This window comes from Bacillus sp. 2D03 (assembly GCF_003946765.1).
Taxonomy (GTDB): domain Bacteria; phylum Bacillota; class Bacilli; order Bacillales; family Bacillaceae_G; genus Bacillus_A; species Bacillus_A cereus.
Window position 1 is genome coordinate 93,692 of record NZ_RPSJ01000003.1, and the last position, 18,101, is coordinate 111,792.

The following is an 18,101-nucleotide window of genomic DNA, read 5'->3' on the forward strand; positions in this document are numbered from 1 at the left end:
CTTCCCCCTAACTAATTAATTCATTTACAGTTTTTAATAAAGTCGGGCCTCCAAGTGGCGTGTACGCTTGCGGTGGAATGATGCCACACGGAATAGATTCCTCCTCTGCAAATTTTTTTACAGAGTCAAATCGGTGTCTTATTTGAGGTGCCACCATTACGACATCCCAGTCATTCTTTACTTCTTCCTCTACCTCATTCGTTCCAATTGCATGCACTTCCATGTTCACACCATTTTTCTCCGCTTCTTTTTTTAAAGCGTTTACAACAATTGCACTGGACATTCCTCCAGAACAGACGAACAAAACTTTCATTTATTAATCCTCCTATACTTATAATTTATTACCCTTCAAATGAAAGGAAGTTTCACTTTACTAACAAGCATATGAAGTAGTAAATGAATTTAGTTATAATGAAAGTAAATTTCATTAAAAATATTTTTCCTATTAAATTAATGTTTCAATATGCAATTTTCTCTATTGCAAAGTCAACCTCGCCTCCTATATTATTTTAAATAATCATATGATAGGGAGGCGTATAAATGATCGTTAAACGTTTATTAATGATATGTTGTATCGTCATCTTGTTCATCCCTTTCTCTTTCATTCCCCCTCACTCTACTTATGCTGAAGTAAATACTGCATACAAAAAACATGAATTACGTGCTGTATGGATTGCATCTGTTCTGAATATTGATTGGCCCTCAAAAACTGGCTTACCCATTGAAAAACAGAAACAAGAATTTATAAGATTATTAGACGATGTAAAAAGCACTGGTATGAATGCAGTTGTTGTACAAATTAAACCAACCGCTGATGCTTTCTATCCTTCAAATTACGGTCCTTGGTCTGAATACATTACAGGAACACAAGGAAAAGATCCTGGTTATGACCCGCTTGCATTTATGATTGAAGAAACTCATAAAAGAAATATAGAATTCCACGCTTGGATTAACCCATACCGAATAACGATGAATCACACCGATATAAATCGATTATCGAATAATCACCCTGCAAGGCAACATCCCAATTGGGTTGTCTCTTATGGCGGAAAGTTATATTACAATCCCGGTATTCCAGAAGTGAAAAAATTTATAACAGAAGGTGCTTTAGAAATCGTGCAAAATTACGATATTGATGCGCTGCATATGGATGATTATTTTTATCCATATAAAGTAGCCGGTGAAGAATTTCCAGATCAGAAAACGTACGAAACATATAATAACGGTAGATTTACAAATATAGAAGATTGGCGACGTAACAATGTAAATGAACTTGTAAAAGATTTAAATACTGCTATAAAACAAGAAAAATCATATGTAAAGTTTGGCATTAGTCCGTTCGGCGTATGGAGAAATATAGCTGACGATCCGACTGGCTCTAACACAACCGCAGGCCAAAGAAACTATGATGACCTTTATGCTGACACACGTGAGTGGATACAAAAAGGATATATTGACTACATTACACCGCAAATATATTGGAATATAGGTTTCACCCCAGCTGCATATGACATATTAGTAGATTGGTGGGTTAAAGAAACAAATAACAAACCGATTCACCTATACATCGGTCAAGCGGCCTATAAAATTAATAATAACTCCGTCCCTGCTTGGTCTGATCCAGAAGAATATCCAAGACAAATTGCATTAAACCGGCTATATCCTGAAATAAAAGGTAGTATGCATTTTAGCTTAAAAGATATTAATAACAATCCACTTGGAGTTAAAGATAGACTCTCAAAAGACATATATAAATATCCTGCATTAATCCCGCCTATGCCTTGGCTTGATCATGATCCACCAAAACAACCGACTTTAAAAGGCGCCATTCCAAGAGATGAAGGTATTGCAATCGGTATCATTGACAATAGAGATAATGATTCTGCTTATTACGCTATTTACCGCGCGAATGGGAAAAATGAAGTGGATATACAAAATCCGAAAAATTTACTTACTACTGTAAGAAAAACAAAACTTGGAGAAATTTATGTAGATAAAACAGTTATTTCTGGAGAAACGTATACGTATGTCGTAACTGCAGTTGATCGATTGCATAATGAAAGTGTGGCTTCTAGTAAATCTACTATTCAAGCAAAATAAAAGTAAAAGCCCCCATTTTTTTGAATGCGGGCTCTTACTTTTATTTTCGTAGTTCACTATATTGAATATGAATTCTATTCTCAGGGTTTTTATCTACTGTGTAAAGTACAAATAAGAAGAACCATTCTAGTGGCTTCATTAAAATATAAACAAAATCAGCCGACCATTTCGTATTAATATGTTTACTAATCGGATAACCGTATTTATCATAAAAATTACGAATAACTTTATGACATTTTGGTACCCGCTCCTCAATTACATTTTCAAAAGCGTTCGCAATTAATAACTGTCGATTAACTGTAATTCTTTCCCCATGCCTAATTCCTGCTCGTAATGGCTTAACGATGTTTTTATGGCCTTTCACAGAAACTGTACATAAATAATGCCCATCGCCGGAGACAATTTGAGGACTTGGGGCAGGAATCTTAGAATAATTAAAACTACTTGTTTCCATAAACACTCTTATAAAACTATCTGGTTTTTGGCCAAACAGTATTAAAATAAATTGAACAATTAACAAGACAGGAAATAAACTTCTCATCCAGACTGTAGCCATTTTTTGATATCCAAAAGAAATACGATACAGCAATAATATAATTCTGTTGCTCTGCGTATAATCTTTCTCATTCTGAGATTGTATGAAATAACCTAATGTATTTCTTAATTTAGCTAAGAATAATAGACTAAAGGCAAGCATTCCAACTTGAATACAAAAGACTGGAATGTATCTCAATCCTCCTAATTCCGTATAAAAGGCAAAGCCTGTATGGGTAATATAGATGAATGTATATACAATGTTTACTATCATTAAAGTACTATAAAAAATATAAAATATTGGTGAAAGTTTTATTAATCCTGTTGTTAATCTCCAATACGAAACTCCACCTAAAATAACTAAGAGAACTACTATCGCAATGTAGTCATGGGCTAAAGAAGCATATTGATCAGACATCATTCCGTTCTTTTCAAATTTATGTAATGGTATTCCTGCTCTTACATCATTTGCATTCCACATAATACCTAAACCAAAGATAAAATAACTCAAACCCATTGATAATATTTCCTGCGGCTCGAACTTTAGTATACTTGAGGAATTCTCCTTCTTCGATTGGAAACTATCCCAAGCTTTACTAATAGGGTAGCCAAGAAATAAAAATAGAATTACAAATAGTATGACTAACTCAAATAGCACAATATCATACCCCTTTTATAATAATTGTTTACACAAAGTATAAAAAAACACTCTATATTTTACCATTTATTAACGTTTGTATATACAATTTCACAAAAGATTACACTCCCTCAATTCAAAAAAAACGCCTAAAAGCTGAAACATTCAACTTTTTAGGCGATCTCTTCTATTTATTCTTAAACTTCTCAGTCGCTGCTCTCATCTTCACATTTAAATCGTGATCAATTGAGTCGCGAATATCTCGCTCTACTACTTCCATTTCTTTTTGGAAATTTTCTAAGTAGATTTTCAGTTCTTCTTCCTTCTCTGGTCTTTGTGAAGGCGGTAATTGTACTACCAACGATAACATAGCCGTTAAATCTTTCAATAAGAACGTTTCAAGTTTATGTTGTTGTTCAAACATGCGTTGCTCTTGATAGTACGGAAGTGCATTCAATACTGAAATTGTAATATCATCAACCGTTCTTTGTAATGAAGGATTTATTGAGCGTTTATACGCTTGAATTGTATTTAATGCGTCTGGATAACGGTCATAAAAATACAATTTGTAAAATGATAAGTCTGTCGGTTTTACAGTTTGCTGTGTTTCTTGTCTTAAGAAATCTTTCACTTTCATCGCAGCTACATCAATATCTTCATTCGTAAGCTTTTTCGTAGTTTTTGCCATTACATGCACTTTTTTCTGCTTTTCTTTCGGTAACATCGAGAAGACTTGTTCTCTCGTACGTTGACCTGATGCACAAAATAGAGTATTTAATGTATTTTGTTCTTTCTTTCCTTCAGTGCGAATCCAACGATAAAACAGTGGATGTTGTGTAAATTCTTGTAGAAACGGTATTGATTTGTTTGATAACTTGTCTAAAGAATCTTGCGCTCTTTTATATGGCTTCGTCCATGAAAAATACAGCTTCCGTCCGAAATATACGACTAAAACAACGACAGTAAATGCTATTAAAAGCAATGTACCGAGTAGTAATAATACTGTTTGAATGAAACTCATTTGTTCACCTCCTCTAATAATCCGTTATTTCCTTGGACGCTGAATGAGTTTCTGCTTCATCTCATCATTAAATGTGTCTAGTTCAATAACGAACTTCTTACTTGACTCGATAATACGTTCTGACGATTTTTCAGATGCTTCAATTGCAGCGAACACATTTTGGAATGATTCACGTAATTTATCCATGCTAATAGCAGGGTTTTCAAGCAATTTTGTCGTTTCTTCTGTATTTTGTTTTAACGCTTGAGAATTACTTAATACCATCGATTCAATTGCTTCATTTGTCGCATTCACTGCATCGATTGTTTTCCGTTGATTTGTTAACGCTAACTGAATAGCAGCTGAAACCGTTACAACGTTTTGCGTCATCGTAATTGCATTACGAATTGCCTCTGTTAACTTTTCATTATTTTTCTTAATAATGTCTACAGATGCGATAGATTGTAATAAAACACTTTTCGCTTGCTGCATATTACGTGTACGTACAAGTATCTTTTCTAACGCATCGTTAATTAATGGAATATCTCTTTGACGTTCTGGATTTTGTTTCTCAGCTTCCAGCATGCCAGCAAGTTTTCTCCCTAAGTATACTTGCTTATCAAGAGCGTGAATTTTATCATGCGATTGCTCTTTAAGCATTTCAAGACCAACTGTATCTTCTTGTAAGTTGTCACGACCAATTAGAAGGGATCTTATAATCTCCTCAATTTGCTTATCTATAGATTGATATTTATGCACGTATGTTTCAAGTGGGTTTTTCTTGAATACTTTAAACATAATTTTCTTCATACCACTTGCTTTTAATGAATTCGGATCAAGTTCTGATACCACTTTTCGTAATTCTAACAATGTATTTGGAATTTCTTCGTTTTTTCCATTCATCATCGCTGTTACAGGACGTTTTAATGCTGACAACGTTTGTCCTGCTGCTTGTTGCTCTTTATCCCCTAAATCTCCTAGCTGAGACAATACTTTTGATAAATCTGTATTTTGCTCGCTATTTAACTTTTGTACATAAAGATCAGCTTCTTTATTTAGTTCCTCTAATTCTTCATCTTTTATAACTGTATCAACTACTACTTCTACATTATTATCTTTCACAATGGATACAGGTTCTTTTTTCTCGAGTTCAGTCAACAAAATCGCTCCTTTATTTATATGTGCGAATTTATATGCACTATATTTCATCAATTATATCGTATTTCATATACATTCTGACTGCTTGAAATCGATTTTTTTAGAAATGCCTGTTTATGCAGTCATTCCCTGTTTCTTACTATAAGTATACCTGTAATCAACATAATTTTCCTCAGACTTAAGACCTAGAGAACGACATGCTGAAGGCGGATTCTTCGTATGTTACTATAAATTATGTTCTTCCTATCCTACTGTACTCAATCTTTTGACATACACCCTTTTTCAATGTGATAATTATATTACGCTATACCCTATTTCTTCTTATGCGCTACAAATGCTCCATTTTGAAATGCCAATAAAACCGTTTCAAACATTTCATCTTCTTCTATCATTTTTATAAACTCATCTAATTCACTCGCATGAGAGGTTGCGTTATCAACAACAAGAAAACCCTTTGGTTGTAAAATGCGTTTTATATGCTCAAGCCACCACATGTATTGCGTACGCTCTGAATCTAGGAAAATAAAATCAAATGAATGATCTAATTGCGCATCTAAAAATGCCCCTGCTTCTTGATTATGAACATCAATCCTTTGTAAAAGGTTTGCCTTTTCAAAATTGACAAGTGCCTCTCCAACTCGTTCTGAAGAAAGCTCTACAGTTGTTACATTTCCATTTGTTTCTTCTACCGCATTAGCTAACCACAATGTAGAATAGCCATTAGAAGTTCCGATTTCTAAAATGTTTTTTGCGCTACACCCTTTTACTAAAATTGATAAAAATTGCCCCATCTCACGAGTAATATTCCGTAATTTTTCTTCCCGTGTTTTTTTATTTCGATCATGCTCTTCTCCATATTGTTCAAGTTGAAATAATAATGAATCTAACGTATCCATTTTTTTCATCGCCTTTCCAAAGCAATATGATGAAAAAGCTCTTGCTGCCCGTCTACTTTTTATTATATGCGAAACAAAAACCTTTTTCCTGTTATATGACAAAGATTTATAATTTTTTATAGCATATTGTTTCGTTTTTTGGTAAAGTTAATTTCTACGTGCAATTATTCCATTCATATTATTTCATATTAAAATTGCAGTTATTAAATTATATAAACCCCATTTAAATGAATCGGTATTTCAAATTCAATTAAGCGCCCTTTTCGGACGCATTTTCTTTGTTTATATATTTCCAGAAGAAAGGATGCTTACAAATGAACGTGATTAGCTTAGATGCTGCTCGAAAACGAAAGCAGCATAAAAAATTAATGATTACTATACCGATTATTACACGTATTTATGAAGAAGACGGGGAAATTAAATTTGAGGTAGCTGGCGAAAAAGATGTACCTCTTGAAATGTTAGAAAAATAATAAAAAAACGCATTTCTGAAGAAATGCGCTTTTTTATATTTTTACATTTAAATGCATAAGTTTTTCAGGGTTAACCATCATATAAATATTTGAAATTTTCTCATCCTCAAATGCAAACGAAAGAACATAAGTTACTTTATTATTTATTGTAACTATAACTCCTGGTATACCATTGACCATTTTGAAATCAACAGTGTACTCTTCTGTCAATCGTTGTGCAATCCCAAAGAACAAACGTATAATTCGATCCGCAGAATAAATCGGGTTAATAGCAGTCGTAACTTTACCACCACCATCAGCTTTGAGTATAGCATCTGTTTTTAATACTTCTAACATACCTTCCGCATCCCCACACTGTAATGATGATACAAACTTTTCAACATAAGAAGCCATTTTCTCCGTGCTTAATTTTGATTGCTTCGGTTTCTCCAACATGCTTTTTCGAGCACGTTGAAAGATTTTCCTGCAGTTCACACTACTCTTATCAACAATTGAAGCTATTTCTTCGTATTCATAACTGAAAACCTCTCTTAATATGAAAACAATCCTTTCTACCTCAGATAATTGTTGTAAAAGTAATAAATATGCGGTGGAAAGGGATTCTTTCATTATAAATGACTTTGATGGCTCATCACTCTCTTCTACAATTGGCTCTGGCAACCACATCCCTACATACACGTTACGTTTATGCGCTGCCGATCGTAATTTATCAATTGAACGATTTGTCGCCATCTTACATAAATATGCTTTCATATTTTCTATAGATTGAGGATCTTCTATATTATTTAGCGAGATAAATACATCCTGAACGATATCCTCAGCATCCATAACACTCCCAAGGATTCTGTATGCTAACGAAAATAATAATGGTTGATACGCTTCATATAACTGCTCCGTTTCCATGATGAACTGCCTCACTTTCATATTGCTTTAAAATGTGTAACGCTGCACGTTTCCCGCTTGCTACCGCAGCATCAGCTAATATTTCATCATGCCCTGCCCAATCTCCTGCAACATAAACACCTGGCATTTCAGGTATATTAGGACCCGGCTTTTCAACACGGTCAATATGAGGAAAATCATGTACTACTGTTATTTTCGGTAAATATTGCTGTGCAACAACTTCTCTTTTCCAATTTGGATGTAACAACTCCATCGTACTTTCCAACTGTTCTTTATCTTCATGAATATGATTCATCTCTAGCATAGGATTATGGTACTTAATTAGACTCACTGCAATTGATCCATCTTCACTTAATTTAGCTGCTCTCGATTGATTTGTGAAAAATATAGGTTGATCTAATCCTAATACAAATTGATGTGTAGGATTGGGTAATTGTCTCAAGCCAATATCTAATGCAGCAACAGTAACCGGTACCGATTGTTCACTCCATCTATGCAAACTTGTTCCTTCTGCACCTTTTATTATTTTACAAGCCTCTTTTGGCGGAGTCGTCACGATGACTGTACCTACTTCAAAAACCTCATCATCAACACAATGTATTCTTTGTTTATCTTCATAATGCTCTATTTCCAAAACATGCTTTTTAGCCAAAAATTTTACCCCGACATCATTCGCTAAATCTCTTAATTTTGTTATTATCGTCTCCCAACCACCATCTACATAAAGCACTCCTGCTTTTATAGAAAGCTGTATTTGCTTTAGTACAGATGATGCTAATTGTATTGTAGGAGCAAACGTATATGTTGTTGTCCGGCATAGCGCATAAAATATATTGCGAACCATTGGATCTTTTATTTCATTTTCTGCCCATGTAGTTAGACTCATTTTCGGAACTTCTCCTACATCTAAATTTCCTAAACGAATCATAAGACGTGAGAATTGTACTTTTGCAGACCACGAAAGTAGTGGTGTTGATAAAATTGAGCGAAAATCTGTTGGGATGGTGAATATATCCCCTTTCCATATTCCATGTGCTTTTGTAGATGGTATTCCACCTGGAAGATTCAAACCGAGCTCATTAAAAGTTATAAACGCTGCTCCGCCTCTATATAAAGCATGTGCACCAAGATTCATGCAGATTCCATTTTTATTTATAGTCATCCCTCGGCCACCGAATTGACTGGATTTTTCTAATACAATCACTTTCTTTCCAGCTTTCGCTAAATATATAGATGCTGTTAATCCAGCAAGCCCACCGCCAATAATTGCTACATCAAATGTATTCATAATAAAATCCCTCCTTATCGTTCTACATACAAGACGAACGATTAAGGAGGGATGTGACATGAAAATAAATTTTTATTACCCTACTTTATTTCATTACTTTTTAATTCGGTCATATTGCATACGAAATAACTCAATTGCAAATGGAATATCCTCTTCACTCTTTATATAATAACTGATCCATCCTGATTCAGGTAATACGTGATGTGGTTTTACCAATCCTTGCTTCACTAATTCATCTCGCTTTAACTTCGGAAATGGTAAATCAGCTAATTTATCACCATGAAGATGGCCAAGTTCTTTCTTACCATAATTTATTTCAATACCACCAAATCGATGCGGTTTTTCAGAAACACCCGCCCAGCTGAGTACTTCATTTCTAATCATTTCACTAAATGACATGAACATTCACTCCTTATAAATGATTGATGTACTTTTAAATTAACATTTTCATTACTTTTTTCCATCAATCCAAAGTATGAATGGGAATACGAATATAGTTTAGTATTAACACCTTATTCTTTATGAAATAAGTGAATTTATTAAGCTGCCGACAACAGCACAAAACAAAGACTAGACTCATATCCTAATTTTGTAACCTAACTTCCCTATAGAAAGGCGGGTAATACAATTGACTGCCAACATCGACTATACCTCTCCCTCAACCAATTTTACTTATGATGTAAATAAAAGTAATTTTTTTCGGAAAGATGCCCAAAATTATATAAATGTACTCGGTATTAAACAATTAAATACTTTAGAAAATACTTCTTTATTAGATATTTATTTAAGTACAGGAAATGTTGTAGAACCACATATTCATCAAAATGCAGCTGAACTTGTTTATTGTATTTCAGGGTCTGCTGTTGTTTCTTTACTTAATCCATTTACGAATCAAATTTTAAACTTACCGATAAAACCGGGGCAAGTTGCCAACATTCCACAAGCGTGGTGGCATTATGAAATTGCTACAGCAGATAATACTCATTTATTAGCTATTTTCAATGCCCCAGCGCCAGAAGTTATTTTCGGTTCTGATATTTTAAGATTAACTCCGGCTCATATGATGGCCCATACTTACTGCCTCAATGAACAACAATGGAAACAAGCGGTTTCCCCTATTCAATCAACTACTGTAATTGGTCCTCCGGCAAACTGCAATCAAAACCGTGAAACGAAAAATTATCCAACCCAGCCCCTCGCTCAACAACATAATCCGCATCACCAAGATTCTTATTACTTTCCTCTTTACTGGGGCTATTAATTTGTAAATTTTCAAAAAAACACAGTTTATCTCCTAGGAAAATACCGAGGAGATTTTTTTATTGTATCTTCTCTTCCTATTAAAAATAGTAACAATTGATAGTGTACATACATATAATATTTATATATTAAATTGGAGGTGATAGTACTATGAGTAATTATAACTATCGAAAAAACTACTCTTATAATAAAAATAGTAGCTCTTCAGCATCCTCTCAATCTTCCAATTCTCAATCTTCCAATTCCCAATCGCAAAGAGACTTAGCCGAGCAAGGCTATGTAAAGAAAAAAGGATGTAACTGCAATAAAAATAAATAGTTTATTTTATGGATGAATTCTTTTTTAAAAGAATTCATCTTTTTTTGCTGATCGGAAATTTTTAAAGTTACATAACTTATGCCTTAAATGAGAAAGGGTAAATTATACTTTTTTATACGAACTTAATAAAGAGTAATTATTCAATTGATTTATTACTTATTTCCTCAAAAAATATAGTCCTTCCTAAATTTATTAGGAAGGACTATATACAAACCCCTGTTTAATTTCCTACTAAACATTGTAACAAATTAAACGATATTAATACCTGCACTTACAAATCCAGCAACTGCAGCTATTGGACTTGCTGCTGTTAATGAAACATATAACAGTATTTTATCCCCAGCTGCTACTGGAATAGCTTCAGGTATGATTCCTGATGCTGTAGAACCAATCGCTATTGCGGCAAATGCTGGTGTTAATAAAAGAGGTGCGCCTTGTACTGTAAACGTATTGCTTGCTGCAGGTGCAGTTAATATTTGTATTTGCACTTGAACAGGTGATAATGGAGCTAATGCAGCTGTTGCACTAAAGAAACCAGCTAATGACGTAATAACCCCTGCGCGTGGTGCTACAAATGCATAATCACCTACACCTAATGCTAATGTGATACTTGTTCCACCAGTTAAAGCTACACCAGGCTGACTAAATCCAAATCCAAGAAGAGTTCCTGTATTAGCTATTAACGCGTTAACTAACGCAGATGGTGTTGTACCTGAAGCAAATGGAATAATAGCTCCGCCACCAGTTGCACCAGTTGCTCCTGTTAAACCTGTTGCTCCTGTTGGACCTGTTGCTCCTGTTGGACCTGTCGCTCCTGTTAAGCCTGTTGCTCCTGTTAAACCTGTTGCTCCTGTTAAACCTGTTGCTCCCGTTGGGCCTGTCGCTCCTGTTAAGCCTGTTGCTCCTGTTAAACCTGTTGCTCCTGTTAAACCTGTTGCTCCACCAGTACCTGCTGGACCTGTCGCTCCTGTTGGGCCTGTTGGACCTGTCGCTCCGCCTCCTGGACCTGTTGGACCTGTTGGACCTGTTGCTCCGCCTCCTGGACCTGTTGGACCTGTTGGACCTGTTGCTCCGCCTCCTGGAGTAGCACCAATTAATTGAGTTAATAAGTTTAATAAAAGTTGTAAACTTGCAGGGTCAATAATTAAAGAGAAGAAGAATGGTGCAAGAGCACTGTAGAATTGTTGTAATAAAGAAAGTAATTGACTTAGATTTGGGTTAGGAGATTGTAGTAAATTAATAATACTTTGAATTAATTGTTTTAAGAAATTCCCTTCTGGGGAAGGTGCTAATTCATTTAGTAAGTTCAATAGTTGAGTAAACAAATTGAGTAAAGCTAATCTGTTTGCATCACTTGGATTTGCAAAAAACGCTGCAATAGCCGCTATTAAAGAGTTTAGTAAAGTAATTAATCTACCTAATTGCTCACTAGTAATTGGAACTGTTTGTGGATTGTTACAGCAATCTGGAGTGAAAACAATCGGATTATTGCAGTGGTTATGACCAAAACAATTATTGTTTGTCATTTATGTCCTCCTTACTTGTTTTATATTTGAGTTTTTCCTATTATAAGGATCATAAAGTTGTAAAAAAATATGTTATATATTGACTTAAAATAGGAAACATGAAATATAATTAAACTTACAAACGCTATTTAATTATGTTCATGACTCACATATTAATTATATGTTTTTAATAATTGACTGCTTAGATTAAATACCTAAACTTACGGGTTTATTTTATTTTTCCACGTTTATCTCTTAGGTTTAAATACACATATTAATTTGAATATACTCAACAATTAACAGTGCTATTTTTTTATATAAATATACATTATTTCTTTACTAAGATTGTGTTCTCTTTTTAAGCATGAAGCCGTTTGTATTATAGAGAACTCTCATATAATATATTGAAAAATTCATTTTATATTTTATTCCAATACACTGTGAAAAGGATTGAAGTTAAAATTCCTATCATTCAACCATTTATGACAGCTAGAAATTGAATGTACCTTCACTTAATTTTAACTATTTAAATATAAAACAAAAAAAGACAGATTCCTTTTCATTAAGGATCTGTCCTTTTAATTAATAATGATAAATTGTAATATAATTGAAGATCCTTGCGATGGAGGTTGAGTATCCAATAAAGTTAATTTACCAGTACTCACCTCATATAATGGCTGTGGTTGCATTATTCCATTAATAAATAAATTAATATATGAAACTTCACTAGGCGATAATATATTCGTTGTACCATATTGAGGTATCCCATCGGCATCTGTATATATAAGTTTCTCTCCATCTGCAAAAGTATAATATAACAAATTGGTTGTTGTGATAGGACCAATACCCCCAGTAGGGCCTGTTGCTCCGGTCGGCCCCGTTTCTCCGGTTGGGCCTGTTATTCCGGTTGGGCCTGTTTCTCCTGTCGAGCCTGTTTCTCCGGTTGGGCCTGTTATTCCGGTTGGCCCCGTTTCTCCGGTCGGCCCCGTTATTCCAGTCGGGCCTGTTGCTCCGGTCGGTCCCGTTTCTCCGGTTGGGCCTGTTATTCCGGTTGGGCCTGTTTCTCCGGTCGGGCCTGTTTCTCCGGTTGGTCCCGTTATTCCGGGCGATCCCGTTATTCCAGTTGGTCCCGTTGCTCCGGTTAGCCCGGTTACTCCAGTTGGTCCCATTATTCCGGTTGCTCCTGTTGCTCCGGACGGCCCCGTTGCTCCGGTTGGTCCCGTTATTCCGGTTAGCCCGGTTATTCCAATTGGTCCTGTTGCTCCGGTCGGTCCTGTTATTCCGGTTGCTCCTGTTATTCCGGGCGGCCCCGTTATTCCGCTTGGTCCCGTTATTCCAATTGGTCCCGTTGCTCCGGTCGGTCCTGTTACTCCAGTCGGTCCTGTTATTCCAGTCGGTCCTGTTATTCCAGTCGGTCCTGTTATTCCAGTCGGTCCTGTTATTCCAGTCGGTCCTGTTATTCCAGTCGGTCCTGTTATTCCAGTCGGTCCTGTTACTCCGGTTGCTCCCGTTATTCCGGTTGCTCCTGTTATTCCGGTCGGTCCCGTTATTCCAGTCGGTCCTGTTACTCCGGTTGCTCCCGTTATTCCGGTTGCTCCTGTTATCCCTGTCGCTCCGGTCGGTCCCGTTATTCCAGTTGGTCCTGTTGCTCCGGTTGGAATATAAATTGGTGGAAGAATCGGAAATGTAGGTCCAATATTTTCTGGTCCTATCATCCCCTTATTCAATGATAATTTGTCATTGCGTTTCAAGTTAATACCTCATTCCACATGTTTTTTAACTCATACATATCATTTAGACCTTATCATTAAAGAATAACTTTATAACTATTCTCTTTTCTTCTCATAATAATTATTACATGTATTAAACATTTTACCGTTGCTATAGCCACTATTATTAATATAATAAATTGATCATTCTATTTAAAAAGTAGTAAATCTATAACATTCTTATTTAAAAAGATGAGGTGATTTATATTCAAGATAATAATGAAATTAGAAAAAAGGAACTAATGTCAATGGCTCTTGACATTATTTTCCCTTACAGGCTTACGGGGCCTACCGGGAATACTGGATCTACTGGAAGTACTGGACCTACCGGGAGTACTGGGCCTACCGGAAGTACTGGACCTACCGGAAGTACTGGTTCAATCGTTACAACAAACTCTATGTTCGCTAATAATACATCAGGTGGTTCTGTTTCAGTCGTATTAGGAGGAACAAACATTCCACTGGCAAATAACCAAAGTCTCGGTAATTTTACAGTTAACGCTTCAAATGACGTATTTACAATTCCTGTAACTGGAAGATATCATTTAACCTATCAAGTTAATACGACAACCGCTCTACTTGCTGGAACTAGACTACTATTAAACGCTTCTACGCCAATTCCTGGCTCTATTTTTTCTCCCGCTTTATCCACTTCAAATTATAGTAATAACTTAATTACTAATTTAAATGCTGGTAATACAATCTCACTACAATTATTTGGTATATTATCCGTCGTGAATTTAGTTGGAGGCGGATCAACAGGTGCCTCTCTTACAATTATACGAATTGATTAAAAAAATGATTCATTGTTTTTATAATAAACAATCTAAATACTCAATTGATAAATATTACGATAGTGATTAAGTAATAAAAATAAATTTTACTATATCCATAGTAGAAAACATCTATACTAAATTTTCCGTATATATATTATCAATTTACACTCACCCATGTCGATGTTACATTAAAGATGAAGATTGTTTCTTCTTTACAGACCATCTCAATATGTATTTGAGGAACATCTCCAATCCTATACGCGAGAGCAATACTATATTGACACTCAATTGAGTGTCTTTTTTTATATTCAAAAAATAAAAATCAGACTACTTTATATACTAATCCATCCACATACCCTATGTGGTTTAAAACTTTTAAGAGGAAACCTTCTAACAATAGGTTTCCTTCCATATCATATTAAATAAGAAGCAGGTTAAATACGGAGGTGATTTTGATTAAGACTACTTTAATTTCTCATTTTTACAATGAAGAATATTTACTTCCATGGTGGTTAATGCACCATACAAAGCTATTTGATCATGGCATTCTTATTAATCGTGGATCCACTGATCGTTCAGTTGAAATCTGTAAAACATTCGCTCCTAATTGGGAAATACGAAACTCAAAATCACTCGAATTTGATGCTTATTTAGTTGATCAAGAAGTTATGGAAATTGAAAGAGAAATTACAGGATGGAAAATGGTATTGAATACGACAGAATTCCTGTGCTGTTATAATAAAGAACAATTTTTTAAATCACTTAGCACTATGGGCGGCAATATGTTTTCAATAAGAATGATTATGATGATTGATGAACCGACTTATGGCTACACTAATCCAAGATATAGTTCTCCGCTTGTTAAACAACGTTATCACGGCATAATAATTCAACCTAATCCAAATCAACTATATCTTAACGGTAGATTAATTCACAATAATTCGCACGGGAACTATAGAGTCGGGAGACATGGTTCGCATTATCCTTATAGCATTTACATGGAACCTGCTTTTATTTTTAAATTTTTTTACAGTCCATGGAACGATCCAATGAAAAAACGAAAATTACAAATTGGGCCGACTCTTTCTCAACATAGTGTACGACGTGGATTAGGTTCTCATCACTTAACAACAATTGAAAAATTAGAAAAAAAATACAAATACTATGCAACCTTAACTACGGATCTCCGGTTATTCCCAGAATACCAAATTATATTTCCTGATCTTTGTCCTTAATGTCATGAATATTTAGTTTCGACATCTATCCGTTTTTTATTAACATACCAACTCCAACTAAATACTTTTCTCTAGTAGAAATCTGAGCTAGAACTCTTGCTGCACGCAAATTCCTCTTATTTAATCTCGTATCACTAGCCTATAATCTTTCATACCATTTCATTCAGCACTTGATGTTGGATCAGAAATAAAAAATGGTAATTCATTTGGAAAATTTTCAAATTCAGATTATATACCTTCTAAAACAAAGAATTCAAACAATAGAACCTAAACTAATGTTTTAAGTTATGGCTTTATTTTTTTTTATTATTCACTTTAAAATCTTTTTATAATAATATTGAAAAATACGGTATAATATAAATTACTGTTCTTTAGGAGGATTACAATGGCTGATAAGTATAAATTTTTCATTCTCATTGTTACCGCATTTTTTTCATTCTTTTCTTTAATAAAAGATTTTCGCAACACTTCAAAAAGTTTCTTTTGGGGTAGTTTTATCATTCTTACAAGCTTCATGATACTATTAATACATGCTCTAGATTTAACTCAAATACTTTTTTATCCAAAGCAAATTGCGCTTGAATTTATTACAATACCACGGAAATTATTTTTACCATCTGTCACTGAGGCCGCCAGTCTCCCTCCAACACTAAGATAATAATTTGATTAAGAGCTCTTTCTAAAAGAGCTCTCTTTTTTTACATAAACATACCATATACAAAATCCAACCTTAACCACTTAATTACTTATAAGAACCTAACTTATAAAACGCATAATAATTATACTTATTTACTAGTATACAAGCCGTATCTCTTAGTAGAAGCACAGCATATTATACGATACAGGACAAAACTTTCAAAACACTTGTCCGAGTTAATTTTCAAAAAGGGGTGAACATAAATGCCTATCGTTAAACCTTTTATAGCTGGAAGACGATTTGTAAGCACAGCAGCAACAGGAACTGCTGCTGGAGCAGATTTAACTTTTGCTAACACAGACTTCACTGATGACACTGGTGCTGTAACAACATTCCCTGCTTCTTATGCCTTTTTAACACTTTATATTAATGGTGTTATTCAAACAGGTGATACTATTACTGGTGTGACTACTACAGCTGCTACTATTGTAGGAGGAGCAGTCCTAGATGGAGGCACTCCTATCGCAATTGAATTTACTATAACGTAACTTTAGTTGTCTTTTTAGAGGTTTCATTAAAAGAAACCTCTAATTTTAAAAATTTACATCAATTTTAGTAGCAACTACATAATACAAGTGCATATACTAAATAGAATAATAGAAATTTATACTCACTCTCAAAAAGAGCACTTATCTATAGTGATCTTTTATATAGCACAATATTTTTTCGCCTATTTGCTCTTGGAGAACCTACTAAGCAGTTAGCTAAATTAGCTAACTGCTTTTTCGATATTGTATTTATTATTCATAGCTCTATCCATAATAGTAACGCTTGTGCACTATCTACTATAAATTTTCATATATTGTATTATGCTTGTCCAAAATGTGAAGTTAATACTCACACAATCTAAATACAAGAAAGGAGTGAAAATATGCGCTCATCCATTCGTAAATTCACTAATTTTAATTGTGAAGCACAAGCACCTAGTACACTACCTGCCCTAGGTTTTGCCTTCAATGCTACTTCACCTCAATTTGCAACATTATTTACACCACTACTATTACCTAGTACAGGCCCAAATCCTAACATTACTGTCCCTGTAATCAATGATACAATTAGTACTGGAACTGGTATTAAAATTCAAGTAGCTGGTATTTATCAAATTAGCTATACATTAACGATTAGTCTTGATAACGTTCCAGTAGCCCCAGAAGCAGCACGCTTTTTCTTGACATTAAATTCATCGACTAATGTTATTGCAGGATCCGGAACCGCAGTCCGTTCTAATATTATCGGAACTGGTGAAGTCGATGTATCAAGTGGCGTCATTCTAATTAACTTAAACCCAGGTGATTTAATTCAAATTGTCCCCGTTGAAGTAATAGGTACAGTAGATATTCGTTCTGCAGCGTTAACAGTTGCGCAAATTCGTTAATAAAGTGAAGCTTTAATCATTGGGGTTTAGTTCATCCCTCCATGATTATTAGCCCTCACCAATTGGGTTGCCCGTTAATGCGGGATAAAAACAAAAGACTTGGCTAACTAACATTTAATGTTCCTTATACACACTAAAATATATTTTTATAGATTTGACACACATTTATATCAAACA

At 34.6% G+C, this 18,101-nt stretch carries 18 protein-coding genes; 8 read left to right on the forward strand and 10 right to left on the reverse strand.

Features of this window, described 5'->3' with window-relative positions; translation table 11 throughout:
- Window positions 1-7: 7 nt before the first annotated feature.
- Window positions 8-313 carry a PTS sugar transporter subunit IIB gene (locus EBQ15_RS08730; RefSeq protein ID WP_000865905.1) on the reverse strand — a complete coding sequence of 102 codons (306 nt, stop codon included), beginning with the start codon at window positions 311-313 and terminating at the stop codon, window positions 8-10.
- 227 nt (window positions 314-540) lie between these two features.
- Here EBQ15_RS08730 and EBQ15_RS08735 point away from each other — a divergent pair, with 227 nt between their 5' ends.
- Window positions 541-2,100 (forward strand): glycoside hydrolase family 10-like protein, encoded by a 1,560-nt coding sequence (locus EBQ15_RS08735; RefSeq protein ID WP_000636011.1) that lies wholly within the window; start codon window positions 541-543, stop codon window positions 2,098-2,100.
- Between the two features lie 40 nt (window positions 2,101-2,140).
- On the opposite strand, the gene EBQ15_RS08740 is transcribed toward EBQ15_RS08735, so the two are convergent.
- From EBQ15_RS08740 to EBQ15_RS08755, 4 genes are all read right to left on the reverse strand, one after another.
- Window positions 2,141-3,292 carry a DUF6688 domain-containing protein gene (locus tag EBQ15_RS08740; RefSeq protein WP_000895916.1) on the reverse strand — a complete coding sequence of 384 codons (1,152 nt, stop codon included), beginning with the start codon at window positions 3,290-3,292 and terminating at the stop codon, window positions 2,141-2,143.
- Between the two features lie 166 nt (window positions 3,293-3,458).
- Window positions 3,459-4,292: a DUF3974 domain-containing protein gene (locus tag EBQ15_RS08745; protein ID WP_000008376.1), complete on the reverse strand. Its 834-nt coding sequence runs from the start codon at window positions 4,290-4,292 to the stop codon at window positions 3,459-3,461.
- A 24-nt stretch (window positions 4,293-4,316) separates the two neighbouring features.
- Complete coding sequence (locus tag EBQ15_RS08750) at window positions 4,317-5,429, reverse strand: toxic anion resistance protein (RefSeq protein ID WP_000137408.1); 1,113 nt, start codon at window positions 5,427-5,429, stop codon at window positions 4,317-4,319.
- Window positions 5,430-5,740: 311 nt separating this feature from the next.
- Window positions 5,741-6,334 (reverse strand): O-methyltransferase, encoded by a 594-nt coding sequence (locus EBQ15_RS08755; RefSeq protein ID WP_001999789.1) that lies wholly within the window; start codon window positions 6,332-6,334, stop codon window positions 5,741-5,743.
- A 305-nt stretch (window positions 6,335-6,639) separates the two neighbouring features.
- Here EBQ15_RS08755 and EBQ15_RS31105 point away from each other — a divergent pair, with 305 nt between their 5' ends.
- Window positions 6,640-6,798, forward strand: coding sequence for a hypothetical protein (locus EBQ15_RS31105; RefSeq protein WP_001100984.1), 159 nt, complete (start codon window positions 6,640-6,642; stop codon window positions 6,796-6,798).
- 33 nt (window positions 6,799-6,831) lie between these two features.
- On the opposite strand, the gene EBQ15_RS08760 is transcribed toward EBQ15_RS31105, so the two are convergent.
- The 3 genes from EBQ15_RS08760 to EBQ15_RS08770 form a co-directional block, all read right to left on the reverse strand.
- Window positions 6,832-7,701 carry a sigma-70 family RNA polymerase sigma factor gene (locus EBQ15_RS08760; protein WP_000447142.1) on the reverse strand — a complete coding sequence of 290 codons (870 nt, stop codon included), beginning with the start codon at window positions 7,699-7,701 and terminating at the stop codon, window positions 6,832-6,834.
- Window positions 7,679-8,989: a phytoene desaturase family protein gene (locus EBQ15_RS08765; RefSeq protein ID WP_001091200.1), complete on the reverse strand. Its 1,311-nt coding sequence runs from the start codon at window positions 8,987-8,989 to the stop codon at window positions 7,679-7,681. The genes EBQ15_RS08760 and EBQ15_RS08765 overlap by 23 nt, the downstream gene beginning before the upstream one ends.
- Window positions 8,990-9,082: 93 nt before the next feature.
- Window positions 9,083-9,388, reverse strand: coding sequence for a luciferase domain-containing protein (locus EBQ15_RS08770; RefSeq protein ID WP_000010317.1), 306 nt, complete (start codon window positions 9,386-9,388; stop codon window positions 9,083-9,085).
- 229 nt (window positions 9,389-9,617) lie between these two features.
- On the opposite strand from EBQ15_RS08770, the gene EBQ15_RS08775 reads away from it, so the two are divergent.
- Window positions 9,618-10,250 carry a cupin domain-containing protein gene (locus EBQ15_RS08775; RefSeq protein WP_000126321.1) on the forward strand — a complete coding sequence of 211 codons (633 nt, stop codon included), beginning with the start codon at window positions 9,618-9,620 and terminating at the stop codon, window positions 10,248-10,250.
- Between the two features lie 565 nt (window positions 10,251-10,815).
- Here EBQ15_RS08775 and EBQ15_RS08780 read toward each other — a convergent pair.
- Window positions 10,816-12,093, reverse strand: a complete 1,278-nt coding sequence (locus EBQ15_RS08780; protein ID WP_000183798.1) for an exosporium glycoprotein BclB-related protein — start codon at window positions 12,091-12,093, stop codon at window positions 10,816-10,818.
- A gap of 557 nt (window positions 12,094-12,650) precedes the next feature.
- On the reverse strand, window positions 12,651-13,823 hold the full coding sequence (locus tag EBQ15_RS08785; protein WP_125653112.1) for a DUF4183 domain-containing protein: 1,173 nt from the start codon (window positions 13,821-13,823) through the stop codon (window positions 12,651-12,653).
- Between the two features lie 215 nt (window positions 13,824-14,038).
- On the opposite strand from EBQ15_RS08785, the gene EBQ15_RS08790 reads away from it, so the two are divergent.
- The 5 genes from EBQ15_RS08790 to exsF all read left to right on the forward strand — a co-directional run bounded on the left by EBQ15_RS08790 (window position 14,039) and on the right by exsF (window position 17,924).
- On the forward strand, window positions 14,039-14,635 hold the full coding sequence (locus tag EBQ15_RS08790) for a BclA C-terminal domain-containing protein (protein WP_001999784.1): 597 nt from the start codon (window positions 14,039-14,041) through the stop codon (window positions 14,633-14,635).
- A gap of 434 nt (window positions 14,636-15,069) precedes the next feature.
- Complete coding sequence (locus tag EBQ15_RS08795) at window positions 15,070-15,852, forward strand: glycosyltransferase family 2 protein (RefSeq protein ID WP_000598287.1); 783 nt, start codon at window positions 15,070-15,072, stop codon at window positions 15,850-15,852.
- Between the two features lie 385 nt (window positions 15,853-16,237).
- Entirely contained in the window at window positions 16,238-16,510 is a 273-nt protein-coding gene (locus EBQ15_RS08800) for a hypothetical protein (protein ID WP_000774116.1), read from the forward strand.
- A 242-nt stretch (window positions 16,511-16,752) separates the two neighbouring features.
- On the forward strand, window positions 16,753-17,037 hold the full coding sequence (locus EBQ15_RS08805; RefSeq protein ID WP_001123247.1) for a DUF4183 domain-containing protein: 285 nt from the start codon (window positions 16,753-16,755) through the stop codon (window positions 17,035-17,037).
- A 383-nt stretch (window positions 17,038-17,420) separates the two neighbouring features.
- Complete coding sequence (gene exsF, locus EBQ15_RS08810) at window positions 17,421-17,924, forward strand: exosporium protein ExsF (RefSeq protein WP_001257881.1); 504 nt, start codon at window positions 17,421-17,423, stop codon at window positions 17,922-17,924.
- The last annotated feature ends 177 nt before the right edge of the window (window positions 17,925-18,101 follow it).